Annotated in this window: 12 protein-coding genes; 7 read left to right on the top strand and 5 right to left on the bottom strand. The window is 71.2% G+C overall.

Annotated elements, in window-relative coordinates:
* A partial coding sequence (locus ACFE8Y_RS16880) for a ferredoxin--NADP reductase (RefSeq protein WP_375465540.1) occupies positions 1-641 on the top strand: 641 nt, incomplete at its 5' end.
* A 61-nt stretch (positions 642-702) separates the two neighbouring features.
* On the opposite strand, the gene ACFE8Y_RS16885 is transcribed toward ACFE8Y_RS16880, so the two are convergent.
* The 4 genes from ACFE8Y_RS16885 to ACFE8Y_RS16900 all read right to left on the bottom strand — a co-directional run bounded on the left by ACFE8Y_RS16885 (position 703) and on the right by ACFE8Y_RS16900 (position 6,421).
* Positions 703-3,669, bottom strand: a complete 2,967-nt coding sequence (locus ACFE8Y_RS16885) for a response regulator (RefSeq protein WP_375465547.1) — start codon at positions 3,667-3,669, stop codon at positions 703-705.
* 300 nt (positions 3,670-3,969) lie between these two features.
* Entirely contained in the window at positions 3,970-5,178 is a 1,209-nt protein-coding gene (gene zapE / locus ACFE8Y_RS16890) for a cell division protein ZapE (protein WP_375465548.1), read from the bottom strand.
* Between the two features lie 167 nt (positions 5,179-5,345).
* Complete coding sequence (locus ACFE8Y_RS16895; protein ID WP_375465541.1) at positions 5,346-6,149, bottom strand: ComF family protein; 804 nt, start codon at positions 6,147-6,149, stop codon at positions 5,346-5,348.
* A 47-nt stretch (positions 6,150-6,196) separates the two neighbouring features.
* On the bottom strand, positions 6,197-6,421 hold the full coding sequence (locus ACFE8Y_RS16900; RefSeq protein WP_375465542.1) for a hypothetical protein: 225 nt from the start codon (positions 6,419-6,421) through the stop codon (positions 6,197-6,199).
* 196 nt (positions 6,422-6,617) lie between these two features.
* On the opposite strand from ACFE8Y_RS16900, the gene ACFE8Y_RS16905 reads away from it, so the two are divergent.
* Positions 6,618-7,514 carry a methyltransferase domain-containing protein gene (locus ACFE8Y_RS16905; RefSeq protein WP_375465543.1) on the top strand — a complete coding sequence of 299 codons (897 nt, stop codon included), beginning with the start codon at positions 6,618-6,620 and terminating at the stop codon, positions 7,512-7,514.
* Complete coding sequence (locus ACFE8Y_RS16910; RefSeq protein WP_375465544.1) at positions 7,511-7,870, top strand: DUF427 domain-containing protein; 360 nt, start codon at positions 7,511-7,513, stop codon at positions 7,868-7,870. The genes ACFE8Y_RS16905 and ACFE8Y_RS16910 overlap by 4 nt, the downstream gene beginning before the upstream one ends.
* A gap of 50 nt (positions 7,871-7,920) precedes the next feature.
* Here the strand turns inward: ACFE8Y_RS16910 and ACFE8Y_RS16915 are convergent, their stop codons facing one another.
* Complete coding sequence (locus ACFE8Y_RS16915) at positions 7,921-8,904, bottom strand: bifunctional riboflavin kinase/FAD synthetase (protein WP_375465545.1); 984 nt, start codon at positions 8,902-8,904, stop codon at positions 7,921-7,923.
* Between the two features lie 287 nt (positions 8,905-9,191).
* Here ACFE8Y_RS16915 and ACFE8Y_RS16920 point away from each other — a divergent pair, with 287 nt between their 5' ends.
* From ACFE8Y_RS16920 to oxlT, 4 genes are all read left to right on the top strand, one after another.
* A complete protein-coding gene (locus tag ACFE8Y_RS16920; protein ID WP_375465549.1) occupies positions 9,192-10,481 on the top strand; it encodes an MFS transporter in 1,290 nt (429 codons plus the stop codon).
* 145 nt (positions 10,482-10,626) lie between these two features.
* Positions 10,627-11,892 carry an arsenic transporter gene (locus ACFE8Y_RS16925; RefSeq protein ID WP_375465550.1) on the top strand — a complete coding sequence of 422 codons (1,266 nt, stop codon included), beginning with the start codon at positions 10,627-10,629 and terminating at the stop codon, positions 11,890-11,892.
* 23 nt (positions 11,893-11,915) lie between these two features.
* Complete coding sequence (locus ACFE8Y_RS16930) at positions 11,916-12,842, top strand: DMT family transporter (protein WP_375465546.1); 927 nt, start codon at positions 11,916-11,918, stop codon at positions 12,840-12,842.
* 535 nt (positions 12,843-13,377) lie between these two features.
* Entirely contained in the window at positions 13,378-14,694 is a 1,317-nt protein-coding gene (oxlT, locus tag ACFE8Y_RS16935) for an oxalate/formate MFS antiporter (protein WP_375465551.1), read from the top strand.
* Positions 14,695-14,921: the final 227 nt, after the last annotated feature.

Below are 14,921 nucleotides of genomic sequence, written 5' to 3' on the forward strand. Positions count from 1 at the left end.
AGGGCCGGCCCTTGCTGCGCGCCTACTCGGTGGTGTCGGCCAACTACGAGGAGGAACTGGAGTTCTTCTCGATCAAGGTCGAGAGCGGCCCGCTCACCTCGAAGTTGCAGCACCTCAAGGTCGGCGACCCGATCATCGTCGGCAAGAAGCCCACCGGCACCCTGGTGCTCGACAACCTGCTGCCGGGCAGGACCCTGTACCTGCTCGGCACCGGCACGGGGCTGGCCCCGTTCCTGTCGATCATCAAGGACCCGGAGACCTATGAGCGCTTCGAGACGGTGGTGCTGGTCCACGGCTGCCGGCAGGTGCAGGAGCTGGCCTACGGCGAGACGATCACCGAGAGCTTGCCCCGCCACGAGTTCCTGGGCGCGATGATCGCGGCGCAGTTGATCTACTATCCGACGGTGACGCGCGAGCCGTTCCGCAACCGCGGGCGGATCACCGACCTGATGGTGTCGGGCAAGCTGTTTGCCGATGTCGGCCTGCCGGAGATGTCGGTGGAGACCGACCGGTTCATGCTGTGCGGCAGCCCGGACATGATCCGCGACACCCGCGCGCTCCTGGCCGGCCGCGGCTACAGCGAGGGCAACCACGGCGAGGCCGGGCACTACGTCATCGAGAAAGCCTTCGTCGAAAAGTAAGCCGCCGGCAGGACGAGGCTCGACCGGCCTCCGCCGTGCGCAAGAGGCGCGGCGTGAGGCGTCAGTTTACGGAGCGGGCGAGCCCGTCGCCCTCTGCCGAACCGGAGTGGGCACCCGCGCCGGGCCCCGGCATCCCCACCAGTCCGCGCACCTCCCGCGCCAGATCCGCCAAGCTCAGCGAGCCCTTGCTGATCACCCGGTCGGCCCGACCGGCCAGCCGGCGGCGGTCCTCCGCAGTGATGTCCTTGGCGGTGAGCACCACCACGGGGATGTCGCGCCACTCGGAGCGGGTGCGCAGGGCGCGCAGGAAGCCGAAGCCGTCCATCTCCGGCATCATCAGGTCGAGGAGCACGAGCGCGGGTTTTTCCCGCGCGACCGCCTCCAGCGCCGAGCGCCCGTGCTCGGCCGAGCGCACGGGGAAGCCGTCGCGCTCCAGGAAGAGGGTCAGGCGCTCGCGGGCGTCGGCGTCGTCCTCGACCACGAGGATCGGCCCGTCGGCCGTGCTGGGCCGGAACCGGTCGGTCACGGCCTTGAGGTGACCCCACTCGATCGGCTTGTGCAGGTAGTCGGTGGCGCCGAGCGAGAAGGCGAGATGCTGCTCGTCGAGGACGGTGACCATCACGATCGGCGTCGCGCCGAGATCCGGATCGGCCCTGAGCGCGCGCAGCACCGACCACCCGTCCATCCGCGGCATCGTCACGTCGAGGAGGATCGCGCGCGGTCGCAGCATGCGCGCGCGCTCCAGCCCCTGGCGTCCGTCCTCGGCGGTGGACACCTCGAACCCGTCCTTCTCCAGGAAGCGGGCGAGGAGGTCCCGGGTCGCGGCATCGTCGTCGATGACGAGGATGCGCCTGCCGTGGCCGGTCGCCGGATCGGCCGGAGGCTCGGGGGCCGTCTCCGCCTCGGAGAAATTGGCCGGCAGCGTCAGGGTGAAGGTGCTGCCCTCGCCCGCGCGGCTCGTCACCGCGACGGAGCCGCCGAGCAGCTCGGCGAACGCGCGGGTGATCGACAGCCCGAGGCCGGTGCCGCCGAAGCGGCGCGTCGTCGAGGCGTCGGCCTGGCTGAAGCGCTCGAACAGCCGCCCGACCTGCTCCGGCGTCATGCCGATGCCGGTGTCTGTGACGGTGAAGCAGAGCCCGTCGCCCGCCGCGCGCGTCACACTGAGCCCGATCCGCCCGTCCTGCGTGAACTTGGCGGCGTTGCTCAGGAGGTTGATCAGGCACTGGCGCAGCTTGGTCACGTCGGTGCGCGCCGTGCCGACATCGGCGGCGATGGCGAGGTCGAAGGCGTTGCCCTTCTTGGCGATCAGCCCTTCGACCGTAGCGGCGACCTCGTTCACCACCTCGGCGACGGAGAAATCCTCGGCGTAGATCTCGACGCGCTCGGCCTCGATCTTCGACAGGTCGAGAACGTCGTTGATCAGGCCGAGCAGGTGGCGGGCATTCGCCTCGATCTTGCCCATGTCGGCGATCAGCGAGGGCTCGCCGAGATCTTCCAGCTCCTCCTGCAGCATCTCCGCGTAGCCGATCACCGCCGAGAGCGGGGTGCGCAGCTCGTGGCTCATGTTGGCGAGGAACTGGCTCTTGGCGCGGTTGGCGTCCTCGGCCGCCTGCCGCGCCGCCTCGACCGCGGCCTCCGCATCCTTGCGCTCGGTGATGTCGGTGTGTGTGCCGACCCATTCCCGCAATGTGCCCTCTTCCAGGATCGGCACGGCGCGGACCGCCATGTGGCGGTAGGTCCCGTCCCTGTGCAGGAGCCGGTGCTCGGTGTCGTAGGGCGTCAACGTCTCCACGGCGCGCTGCCAGTCCGCTCGGTTCTGCATCCGGTCCTCCGGATGGACCACGTCGAGGAAGCCGAGCCCGCCATAGGCGGCCTCGTTCTGCCCGGTGAAGCGGGTCCAGCCGGTCTGGCGCGGATGCAATTCCCCTGCGGGGCTCGCGGTCCAGATGATCGCGGCGCTGGCCTCGATCAGCGAGCGGAAGCGCTCTTCGCTGCGGCGCATGCGCTGCTCGGCCATCTGCCGGATGGTCTCGTCGAGGACGACGATACCGACGCCCTCAATCTCGGGTTCGTCCTCCGCCCCGGTGCCGCGCAAGGGATAGAAGCTCATGGAGAAGTGGCGCACGCCGCCGGGCGCGGATGGGGTCGGCACGGCGACCGGCACGTCGGGGGTGACGAGGCCGTCGTCGAGGGCCGCCGTCAGCTTCGGTTCGAGGGTGTCGCGCAGGGTCGGCAAGATCGCCCAGATCGGCGCGCCGAGATCGGCCCCGAAGCCGCGCTCGCTCATCACGGCGAGAGCCCGGTTCATGTGCCGGATCGCGAGATTGCGGTCGAGGAAGCCGAGGCCGACCGGAGCGTTGGCGAGCACGCCGTCGAGGAGGCCCGACATCCGCAGGGATTCCTGGCGCCGAACCAGTGCGAGACGGGCGAGCAGCACGATCGCCACGACGGCACAGAGGCCGGCGAGCATCGACAGCAGCAGCGAGCGGGCACCGTCGCGGGCGTGGTCCGCCTCCATGCGCGCCGACGTCTCGCCCTGGAGCCCTGCCGTCTCGGCACGGATCTCGTCCATGAGCCGCTTGCCCTCGCCGGTGCGAACGATGTCCGTCGCCGCCTCGAAGCCGAGGTCGCGCCGGGCGGAGACCACGCGGGCGGCAAACGCCCGCTTCTCGGCGATGAGGCCGGCGAGCGAGGGCCCGCCCGAACGCAGGGGCACCTGCGCGGTGGCCCTGAGGGCGGAGAGCCCGGCGTTGATCTCGCCCAGCGCCCTCTGGTAGGGCGCAAGGTAGTCGGCGGCGCCGACCAGGACGTAGCCGCGCTCGCCCGTCTCCAGGTCCTTGACGGCGGAGAGCAGGCGCTCCAGCCCGGCGTTGGCCGCATTTCCGCGCGCGACCTGCGCCCGGCTCGCCTCGCCGGAGACGTAGTTCCAGCCGCCCGCGGCGAGCGCCAGGGCCAGGAGCCCGAAGGCGACCGGCGAACCGAGCAGCGCGGCGAACGGCCGGGCGCGGCGCCAGTTGGCGCGGCGCATCCGGAACATCGACTTGGCTTTGGTCACGAAGCTCCTGTTCTCCTCCGGCCAGCCCGTGGACCGTGGGGGCTCGTGGCGCGCGTCCCGAAAGCCTCGCGTCGGTCACGCAGTCCGCGCGGCGGTGACCACGGGTAGACGGAACGACCCCGAAGCAAAACCGCCGGGCGATCACAAGCACCGGATTGCCGGCGGCGTGACGATGCCGGCAACGGCATGCCCCGCGCGCGGGTCGCCGACAAGCCGGCGCGGATCGCTCCTCCGCCGCCGAAGGCTGCCGGGACGGCTGCCTCGGCTGCGCGATCAGGTCTCCACCAGCCCGGTGGTGGCGCCCGACGCTTCCGAATGGGCGCTGCCGTGCGGGAGACCGAGATACGCGCCGGAGCGCATCTCGATCAGCCGCGACACGGTCCGGTCGAACTCGAACGCCTCGCGGCCCTCGCGGACGGTGTAGAGGCCCCGCGCCTCGGCCGCGGCGGAGGCCACGAGCTTCACGTGCCGGTCGTAGAGGGTGTCGATCAGGGTGATGAAGCGCTTGGCCTCGTTGCGGTTCTCCTCGCCCAGCACGGGGATGTCCTCGACGATCACCGTGTGGAAGGCGCGTGCGAGCGCCATGTAGTCCGAGGCGCCGAGCGGCCGCGCGCAGAGGTCACTGAAGCCGAACCGCGCGACGCCCGCGGCCTCCTCGGGCACGGCGACGTCGCGGCCGTGGACCTGGATGGTCGCGGGCCGCCCCCTGGCCTTGCCGGTCAGGCCCTTGAAGGCGGCGTCGATCGCCGCGCGCGCGGCCGCGTCGGCCGGCACGTGGTAGACCGGGGCGCCGCCGAGCTTCTCCAGACGGAAATCGGTGCGCGCGTCGAGGCGCAGGACCGCGACGCGCTCCTTCAGCTCGGCGACGAAGGGGAGGAACAGGGCGCGGTTCAGGCCGCCCTCGTAGAGCCGGTCCGGCTCGACGTTCGAGGTCGCCACGATGGTGACGCCGCGCCGGAACAGGGCGCCGAACAGCCGCCCGAGGATCATCGCGTCGGCGATGTCGGTGACGGTGAACTCGTCGAAGCAGAGCAGCGTCGCCTCGTCCGCCAGCGCGTCGGCGACGGGCGGGATCGGATCGTCGCCCTTCACGGTCCCGGCCTTCAGAGCCTGCCGGTGGGCGTGGACGCGCTCGTGCACATCGGCGAGGAAGCCGTGGAAGTGCACGCGCCGCTTCGGAGCCGGGGCCGCGTCGTAGAACAGGTCCATCAGCATGGTCTTGCCGCGCCCGACCGAGCCCCAGACGTACAGGCCCCGCGGCGGCCCGCTCGGTGCATCCTTGCGCGAGAACAGCCAGCCCAGCGCGCTGCTCTTCCGCGCCCGTCGGCGGCGTTCCAGCTCCTGAACCAGCAGGTCCAGCGCGCGCACGAGCCGCGCCTGCGCCGGGTCGCGCTCGATCGCACCCGACGCAATCAGCGCCTCGTAGCGTTCGTGGACCGGGCCGGGAGAAACGGCGCTGATGAGCGCCTCGGCGGACGGCATCCGGGTCGAACTCGGTGTCTGACTCACGGCATCCGGTCCACGACCTCGGTTCCCGCCCGCGGCGTCGCAGGATCTGCGCCGTCCGTCTGCCGTGCCGGTTCGGGACGATCAACCCCGCTGAAGGGGAGAAAGCCTGACGATCCGCGCCGAACGTCCGGTCACGCGCCTCAACCCGCCGGGTCGCCGACGAGGGCGAAGGTGAGGAGATCGACCGAGGCCGCGCCGCCGCGCAGGAGCGCGCGGGCGGCGGCGTTGGCGGTGGCGCCGGTCGTCGTCACGTCGTCGACGAGGAGGACGCGCCGTCCCTGGATGCGGGCGGCCTGGGTCGGAGGAACCCGGAACGCGCCCTGCAGGTTCTCGGCGCGCCCGGCTCGGGTGAGACCCACCTGCGAGCGCGTCGCCTTCACCCGCGCCAGCGCCTGCGGCTCGAACGGGCGCCCGCCCCCGCGCGCGATCGGCCGGGCGAGGAGCGCCGCTTGGTTGAAGCGCCGCCGCCACAGCCGCCAGCGGTGCAGGGGCACCGGCACGACGCAATCGGCCTCGGCGATCAGGGTCTTGCCGGCAGCGCTCATCATCCGCGCCATCGCCTGTGCGAGGTCGAGGCGGTCCTCGTACTTGAGGCGGTGGACGAGGCTGCGCGCCGTGTCGTCGTAGAGCGCGACGGCGCGCGCCCGCGCGAAGACCGGCGGTTCGGCGATCGCGCGCGGCGACAGCAGGGTGTCGATCCCGAGGTCGAGGGCGAAGGGCGTGCCGTAGCGCGGGCAGAACGGTGCCGCGATCAGCCGGAGGCCCGTCCAGCAGGACGGACAGAGAGCGCCCGGATCGGCGGTGGCGCCGCCGCAGCCGGCGCAGGACGGCGGGTAGATCACACCGATCGCTCGGGCGGCAAACGCACGAACGTGCCGCACGAACCGTGTGTCGATGGGTGGAGGGCCGGCCTCCGAGGCCGTGCCGCCCTCAGGCGAAGGCATGGATCGGTTCCGTCCGCGGATATCAATTCGCGGAGAAGCCTACCCGATCAGCGTGCCGTCGGCTGCACCGCGTCGTTGCTGCGGGCCTGGGCATTCGCCCGATGACGGCCGATGGCGCAGCCGGCGGCGGCACCGATCAAGCCGTGGTGTCCGGCGTAGTGCCCGGCGATGCCGCCGACGATGGCGCCCTTGATGCAGCCCTTCGCCTCGGCTGCGGTATTGAGGGATACGACGGCGAACACCGTCGCCGTCGCGAGCAGCAAGCGTGTCATGACGGTTGACTCCTGGCGCCGCTCGCAACCGAGCCGACGCACAGGAACGGTGAAGGACCGGCCCGGTTCCGAGCTCCCGTGATCCCTTGCGCGTGATCCCTCGCGACGGACAAACCCTCTCCCGGTGCGGCCGATCGGGCGAAGCGGGTCCTCGACGCTGGCGCCCGAGCCATCTGCGCGCCATGTGAGAGCGGAGATGCGTGCTCCGCCGCCCCTGTTCGACACCGCCCTGTCCCGCCGTCGCCTCGCCCGGGCGCGGGCCGGCGGCTACGTCGATTTCCTCCTCGCCCGACTCGTCGAGGATCTCGACGACCGAGTCGGAGCCGTGCTGCGCCGCTTCTCCGCGATCCTCGACCTCGGCACGCCGACGGACGCGGCCGCCGAGAGCCTGACGGCGCGCTACGGCGCGGGCACCGTCCTGCGCCTCGCGCCCATCCTGGATGCGGGCGGCGTCGCCCTGCTGCGGGCGGTGGCCGACCCGGAGCGCGTACCGGCCGCACCTGCCGGCTTCGATCTCGCGGTGTCGCTCCTCGCGCTTCAGGGTGTCAACGACCTGCCCGGAACCCTGGTGCAGCTTCGCCGCTGCCTGCGCCCGGACGGCCTGTTCCTCGGGTGCCTGCTCGGCGGCGCGACCCTGACCGAACTGCGCCAGAGCTTCGCCCGGGCCGAGAGCGAGGTCGAGGGCGGCATCAGTCCCCGCGTCGCGCCGTTCGCCGAGGTGCGCGAACTCGGCGCGCTGCTGCAGCGCGCGGGCTTCGCCCTGCCGGTGGCCGACAGCGACACCGTGACCGTGCGCTACGCCGACCCCTTCGCGCTGATGCGGGACCTGCGTGCGATGGGGTTGACCAACGCGTTGACCGACCGCCGCCGCACGCCGCTGCGACGCGCCACGCTGACGCGCATGGCCGAGATCTACGCCGAGCGCTTCGCCGACCCCGACGGGCGGCTCCGGGCCACCTTCGAGGTTCTCTGGGTCTCCGGCTGGGCGCCGCACGAGAGCCAGCAGAAGCCGCTCAGACCCGGGACCGCGAAGACGCGGCTCGCCGACGCCCTGGGCACGACGGAACTGACCCCAGACAGGATCACGCGATGAAGCAGCCCGGCCCCGACCATCCGATCACGATCGCGCCGCATCCCGGTCTCGTCCGGGTGATGCTCAACGGCGTCGCCGTCGCGGAGACCCGCAACGCGCTGAGCCTCAAGGAAGCGCGCTACCCGCCGGTCCTCTACGTCCCTCGCGCGGACGCCCGCCTCGACCACTTCGCGAAATCGGCGCGGAGCAGCCACTGCCCCTACAAGGGGGACGCATCCTACTACGACCTCGCGGTGGAGGGCGTGCGCAGGCCGGGCGCGGTCTGGAGCTACGAGGCGCCGTTCCCGGCGGTTGCCGAGATCGCCGGCCACCTCGCCTTCTACGCGGATCGGGTCGATGCCATCGAAACGGCGTGAGACGGCTGGCTGCGAGCCGCAGCGCTCCAGCCCGCGCGGGCTGAGCGTCGTCATCCGAGCATCGACGGCGTCCGGTCGGCGCGGAGTTGCCGGCGCGCCTCGTCCGCGTCGAGGTCCATGCGGGCGATCAGCGCGGCGGCGCCGGGGAAGCGCTCCTCCCCCCGGATGAAGCCGACGAGTTCCACGCCGATCTCGCACCCGTACAGATCGCCGGAGAAGCCGAAGAGGTTGACCTCGAGCAGCGGCGCGCCGTCGTCGAAGGTGGGCCGGCGGCCGTAGCTCGCGACCCCGTCGCGCATCCCGCCGTCGGGAAGCCGGACGCGGACGGCGTAGATGCCATGGGCGAGGCCGCACGCATCGAGGGCGAGGTTGGCGGTGGGATAGCCCAGCGTGCGCCCGCGCTTGTCGCCGTGTCGGACTTGCCCCATCACGAACCAGCGGTATCCGAGCAGCGCGTTGGCCCGCGCGACGTCGCCGCCCGCGAGCGCCTGCCGGATCGCGCTCGACGAGACCGGCACGGCCTCCGCCCCGAGGGAAACCGGCGCCACGATGCGGCAGGACAGGCCGGCCTCGGCGCAGAGCGCCGACAGCAGCGTCGGCGTGCCCTCGCGCCCGCGCCCGAAGTGGAAGTCGTGCCCGACGACGACGCCGGAGAGTCCGAGATCGCCCCGCAGCAGCCGGGTCACGAAGTCCCGCGCCCCGGTTGCCGCGAGCCCCGCGTCGAACCGGCGCACGATCAGCCCGTCCAGGCCGAGGCGGCGGAAGACGATGTCCCGGGCCTCGGGGGGCGTGAGGCGGAACATCGGCGCGCCCGGGGCGAAGTAGACCCGCGGATGCGGCTCGAAGGTGAGGATCGCCGAGGGCCGGCCGGTCTCGGCCGCCGCCGCGCGAACGGCCTCGACGAGGATGCGATGGCCCTGGTGGACGCCGTCGAAGTTGCCGATCCCGGCGACCGCGCCGGCGAGCGCGGCCGGGACCGGGTCGTCCTCGCGGCAGATCGTGAAGCGCGGAGCCGTCTCGTCGCCTGACGCCATCGGAGCTTTGAGGATCATCCCATGCGAGGGCCATCGGCGCGCCCGCGGAAAACCCCGCGGACCCTGTCGAAAACCACCGGGAGGGTCAAGCGAGCGGAGGGACGAGGCCCGGGCGCGGCGGCGTGATCGAGGCGAGCGGACCCAGGACCGTCCGGGCCGTCGGCATGAGGCGGTTCGGCGGAACGGCGACGCTTCCCGGCGGTTGAGACACGCCGCCCGGATCGCACGATCCGGGTGGTCGCGCGACGGGAAGGCGAGGGGTCGTGGACGCATCCCAGGCAAAGGGCATGGCCGCCGGTCCGGATCGACACCCGGATGCGCGGACGCTGCGCGGTCTCGACGCGCTGAACTTCTTCCTCGCCGACGTGCGCGACGGCCTGGGGCCGTACCTCGCGATCTACCTCATCGCCGTGCGCGGGCCCGACCAGGGCTGGAACGAGGCGACGGCCGGCCTGATCATGACGATCGCGGGCGTCGCGGGGCTGATCGCGCAGACGCCCGCCGGGCTGCTGATCGACCGCACCCGCGCCAAGCGGATGGTCGTCGTCGCGGCAGCACTCGCCGTCACCGCGAGCTGCCTCGCGCTGCCCTTCATCGCGAGCTTCACCCTCGTCGCCGCGACGCAGTCGGTCGCCGGCATCGCCGGGGCGATCTTCCCGCCCGCGCTCGCCGCGATCACCTTGGGCGTCGTCGGTCCGAAGGCGTTCTCCCGGCGGATCGGCCGGAACGAGGGCTTCAACCACGCGGGCAACGCCGTCTCGGCCGCGCTCGCCGGCGGGCTCGCCTACGCGTTCGGGCCGATCGTGGTGTTCTGGCTGATGGGCGCGCTGGCGGTCTGCTCGGTCGGCGCCATGCTCGCGGTGCCGGCGCGCGCCATCGACGACGACCTCGCCCGCGGCCTCGCGCACGGAGAGAAGGCCGGCGCCGCGCCCTCCGGCCTGTCGACGCTCCTGGCCAACAGGCCGCTGCTGCTGTTCGCGCTGCTGTGCGCGATCTTCCACCTCTCCAACGCGGCCATGCTGACCTCGGTCGGGCAGTTGCTGGCGCGCGTCTCGGGCAAGGCGCACGCGACCTCGCTGATCGCGGTCTGCATCGTGGCCGCGCAGTGCGTGATGGTGCCGGTGGCGATGTTCGTCGGCGCCAGGGCCGACGCGATCGGGCGTAAGCCGATCTTCCTCGCGGCCTTCGGCGTGCTGGCGGTCCGCGGCGTGCTCTACACGGGCTCGGACAACCCGTTCTGGCTCGTGGGCGTGCAACTCCTCGACGGGATCGGTGCCGGCATCTACGGCGCCCTGTTCCCCGTGGTGGTCGCCGACCTGACCCGCGGCGGCGGGCGGTTCAACGCGGCGCAAGGGGCGGTCGCGACGGCGCAGGGGCTCGGGGCCGCGCTCAGCGCCACCTTCGCCGGCCTGATCATCGTCTCGGCCGGCTACGACGCGGCCTTCCTGGCGCTCGCGGCCACCGCCGCCCTCGGCTTCGTCCTCTACCTGACGCTGATGCCGGAGACGCGCGACGCGACCGTCGCGGACGCGCGTGCCGGGACGGACCCCGAGGCTGTGCGGCCGCGGGCGGCGTGACCCCGAAGCCCGACGCCCCCGCGGTCGGCGTCCGCGCGGGCTGGACCTGCCGGCCTCGCGACGGGGCGTGCGGGCATTTCGCGGACCGGGATGTCGCCGACGGTCCGCACGCGGGCACGCACGATGAAGGAGAACGCGGAACGTGATCGCCGGACCGGCCCTGACGCCCGACCTCGCGACCTGGGGGATCGCGGGGGCGGCGACGCTCGGCGTCATCGCGCGCCCCTTCGGCTGGCCGGAGGCGGTCTGGGCGGTGCTCGGCGCCGCGTCCCTCGTCGCGCTCGGGCTGCTGCCCTGGCCGGTCGCCCTGGAGGGCGTGCGCAAGGGAACGGACGTCTACCTGTTCCTGGTCGGCATGATGCTGCTCGCCGAGATCGCCCGCAAGGAGGGGCTGTTCGACTGGCTCGCGAGCCACGCGGTGCGCAGGGCCAGGGGCTCGGCGACGCGGCTGTTCCTCCTGGTCTACGTCGTCGGGACGGTGGTGACGGTGTTCCTCTCGAACGACGCCTGCGCCGTGGTGCTGACGCCGGCCGTCTACGCGGCGGCCAGGGCCGCCCGGGCCGAGCCGCTGCCCTACCTGTTCATCTGCGCCTTCATCGCCAACGCGGCGAGCTTCGTGCTGCCGATCTCGAACCCGGCCAACCTCGTGGTCTTCGCCGGCCACGTGCCGCCGCTGATGCAGTGGCTGAAGACCTTCGGCCTGCCCTCGGTGCTCGCTATCGCGGCGACCTACGCGGTCCTGCGCCTGACGCAGAACCGCGCCCTGGCGGGCCGGACGATCGCGTCGGAGACCGGGGCTGTCGCGCTGGATCTCGGCGGCAAGGTCGCGGGCGCGGGCATCGTCGCCACCGCGGGCGCGCTGCTCGGGGCCTCCGCCGCCGGGATCGAGCTCGGCCTGCCGACCTTCGCCGCGGGGCTGGCCACCACGCTGGTCGTCCTCGCGATCAAGCGCGGCGGGCTGGTCGACGTGGTGCGCGACGTGTCGTGGAGCGTGCTGCCGCTGGTCGCCGGCCTGTTCGTCCTGGTCGAGGCGCTGGAGCGAAGCGGCGTGCTGAGGATGCTCGCCGACGCGCTCAGGGACTACGCAGCGGCCTCGCCCGCCGCCACCGCCTGGGGCGGGGGCGCCCTCGTCGCGCTCGGTTCGAACCTCGTCAACAACCTGCCCGCGGGCCTGCTCGCCGGTGCGGCGGTGCAGGCGGCCGAGGCGTCGCCGACGGTGGCGGGCGCGATCCTGATCGGCGTCGATCTCGGGCCGAACCTCTCGGTCACCGGCTCGCTCGCCACGATCCTCTGGCTCACCGCGATCCGGCGCGAGGGCGAGGACGTGTCGGCCTGGCGCTTCCTGAAGCTCGGCGCCCTGGTGATGCCGCCCGCGCTTGCCCTCGCGCTCGCCGCCCTGCTCCTCGCCTGACCGTCACCCCGATCGGAGCCGCCGTGCACGCCGTTCTGTACCCCTTCATTCTCGTCGCTGGGGCGCTCCAGGCGCTCGGCAATTCGATGAACGCGCGCCTGCGCGGGTCGATGGTCAACCCGTGGCTCGCGGCGTCCGTCTCCTTCGCGCCGATCGTCTTCGTGTTCGCGACGCTGTTCCTGCTGATGCCGCTGCCGCTGCCGACCCTGGACATCCTCGCCAGGATGCCCTGGTACGCGCCGCTCGGAGGGGTGGCCGGCGCGGTCGCGGTGTTCGGGGGGCTCGCGCTCGTCGACAAGGTCGGCGCGGGTCCGTTCAACGGTCTGCTGATCACCGGCAACATCCTGACCTCGCTGGCGCTGGACGCCCTCGGGCTGTTCGGGTTGCAGGGCGGCGGCTTCAAGGCGATGCCGTGGCTCGGCGGCCTCATGATGGTCGGCGGCATCGTGCTGATCGCCCGCGCGGGCGGATCGGAGCCGAACCGGGACGAGGGCGGCCACGGCATCGGCCCGCGCCTGCTCTACCCGTTCGTGCTCGGGGCCGGTGCGCTCCAGGCGCTCGGCGTGGTGCTGAACGCCCAGCTCCGCGGCGCCCTGGTCAACCCCTGGCTCGCCGCCACGGTCTCGTTCCTGCCGATCGTGTTCATTTTCCTGACCGTCTTCGCGATCCGCCCCGCGCCGCTGCCGACGCGGGGCGATCTCGAAGCGATGCCCTGGTGGGCGCCGCTCGGCGGGATCGCCGGGGCGGTCGCGGTGTTCGGCGGCCTGCTGTTCGTCGATACGGTGGGCGCGGGCGCCTTCAACGGGCTGCTGATCACGGCGAACCTGTTCACCTCGATCGCCATCGACCATTTCGGCTGGCTCGGCATGCCGGTCTGCCGCGCCGGACGTGGTCGGATCGCGGGAGCCGCCCTCATGGCGGCCGGCATCGTGCTGATCTCGGTGTTCTGACGCAGCCCGCCCGCGTCAGCCGCGCCCGGCCAGGCGAGGCCCCTTCGCGAACGGCCGCCAGCGCGTTGCAAGCGAGGCCGAGACGGCAGCGGTCGTCCAAGGCCAGCCCGGCACGTCCGCGCCGGGAACGCCCGGAGGGCGAGGTGCGCCCTCGCGCGATGGCGGTTCGCCCGTGCCGACCGCATTTGCCCATCGCCTCGCGGAGGCGCAGTACTTTCGCGTGAACCAAGCACGCATTGCTTGAGACAGCTTCGGTACGTTTAACGGCAATTTCTAATCCAGTGCATGGCAAAATTCGCTAAAGTCTTGATTTTCATGGACATCGCAGATGCAGCAATTCTTGTTGCACTGCAATTTTTGCTGGATATACCGATTTGCGCTTGACGATCTTCACGACTGAAGGCAACCTGGTATACAGTATTTCAATGAGTGGCTGGCGAAGGTTGCGCGGAGGGCTTAGGCTTCGCCCTTGAAGCACCAAGGCAGTTTCGGCTTCGATCTAGGCGGTCCCGTAAGAGGACCACGGGAGGAAATGATGAGCACACAAACCGGGGTGTCGACGGAGCGGGTCGGGGACGGCTACCGCTGGATGCAATTGGCCATCGGCGTCATCTGCATGGTGATGATCGCGAACCTGCAGTACGGCTGGACGTTCTTCGTCCCCGACATTCAAAAGAAATTCGGCTTCGACCGTGCCGCGATCCAGTGGGCCTTCACGCTCTTCGTCCTGTTCGAGACGTGGCTCGTGCCGGTCGAAGGCTGGTTCGTCGACAAGTACGGCCCGAAGGTCGTGGTCCTGTTCGGCGGCGCCCTGTGCGGCATCGGCTGGGTGATGAACTCCTACGCCACGACGCTCAACATGTTCTACCTCGGCCAGGTCGTGGCCGGCATCGGCGCGGGCGCCGTCTACGGCACCTGCGTGGGCAGCGCCCTGAAGTGGTTCCCGGACAAGCGCGGGCTTGCCGCCGGCATCACCGCAGCCGGCTTCGGTGCCGGTTCGGCCCTCACCGTCGCGCCCATCCAGTGGATGATCGCCGAGAACGGCTTCCAGGCCGCCTTCTTCAACTTCGGCATCGGCCAGGGCCTCATCGTCTGCGCGCTGGCCTTCTTCCTGGCCTCGCCGAAGAAGGGGCAGGTGCCGGAAGTCGTCGCCAACGCCAACATCATCCAGACCCGCCGCAACTACACCCCGGGCGAAGTGGCGCGTCAGCCGATCTTCTGGCTGATGTACTTCATGTTCGTGATCGTCGGCGCGGGCGGCCTGATGATCACCGCGAACCTGAAGCCGATCGCCGCCGACATCGGCGTGGACAAAATCCCGGTGACCATCCTGGGGATCACGATGGTGGCGATCACCTTCGCGGCGACGATCGACCGCGTCCTCAATGGCTTGACGCGGCCGTTCTTCGGCTGGGTTTCGGATCGGATCGGTCGTGAGAACACGATGTTCATCGCCTTCGCGATGGAGGGATTCGGCATCTATATGCTCTACCTCTGGGGTCACGATCCGCTCTGGTTCGTTCTCCTGTCGGGCTTCGTGTTCTTTGCCTGGGGTGAGATCTACTCACTGTTCCCGTCGACCTGCACGGATACGTTCGGTTCGAAGTTTGCTGCGACGAATGCGGGACTTCTCTACACGGCCAAGGGCACGGCAGCCCTGCTCGTGCCCGCGGCCAACTACCTTCAGCAAAGCACGGGGAGCTGGGATGGCGTGTTCCTGCTGGCCGCAGGCGCCAACATCCTCGCGTCTGTTCTGGCCATCGCGGTGCTCAAGCCCTGGCGCAAGCGGGTTGTGGCAAGTGCTCAGATCGTGCCGCAGGCTTCCCCCGTTGCAGGTGTCGCCGTTGCTTGATAGGCAATCGCAAGCCTGATCCATACGGAACGCAAATCGGACCCGGACAATCGTTCGGGTCCTTTTCTATAATACGGTACCACCTGTCCTTCTGGATTTTGGCGCCAGGAGAAGCGACCGCGTCATACGATCTCCGGTTGATTGGTTCGGGGGGCGGCGCGCCCCGTAACCGGCGCGTCCTTCCCTCTCCCCTCTGCGGGAGAGGGTGGCCCGCGAGCTAAGTCGGG

The organism is uncultured Methylobacterium sp. (assembly GCF_964242245.1).
In the GTDB taxonomy this organism is placed as follows: Bacteria; Pseudomonadota; Alphaproteobacteria; order Rhizobiales; family Beijerinckiaceae; genus Methylobacterium.

Bases quoted from the DNA above. Each gene is read 5' to 3' on its own strand.
- ACFE8Y_RS16885 (WP_375465547.1), bottom strand. From the start codon at position 3,669: ATGCGCCGCGCCAACTGGCGCCGCGCCCGGCCGTTCGCCGCGCTGCTC.
- zapE (WP_375465548.1), bottom strand. From the start codon at position 5,178: ATGCCGTCCGCCGAGGCGCTCATCAGCGCCGTTTCTCCCGGCCCGGTC.
- ACFE8Y_RS16915 (WP_375465545.1), bottom strand. From the start codon at position 8,904: ATGGCGTCAGGCGACGAGACGGCTCCGCGCTTCACGATCTGCCGCGAG.
- ACFE8Y_RS16905 (WP_375465543.1), top strand. From the start codon at position 6,618: ATGCGTGCTCCGCCGCCCCTGTTCGACACCGCCCTGTCCCGCCGTCGC.
- ACFE8Y_RS16895 (WP_375465541.1), bottom strand. From the start codon at position 6,149: ATGCCTTCGCCTGAGGGCGGCACGGCCTCGGAGGCCGGCCCTCCACCC.
- ACFE8Y_RS16900 (WP_375465542.1), bottom strand. From the start codon at position 6,421: ATGACACGCTTGCTGCTCGCGACGGCGACGGTGTTCGCCGTCGTATCC.
- ACFE8Y_RS16920 (WP_375465549.1), top strand. From the start codon at position 9,192: ATGGCCGCCGGTCCGGATCGACACCCGGATGCGCGGACGCTGCGCGGT.
- ACFE8Y_RS16910 (WP_375465544.1), top strand. From the start codon at position 7,511: ATGAAGCAGCCCGGCCCCGACCATCCGATCACGATCGCGCCGCATCCC.
- oxlT (WP_375465551.1), top strand. From the start codon at position 13,378: ATGAGCACACAAACCGGGGTGTCGACGGAGCGGGTCGGGGACGGCTAC.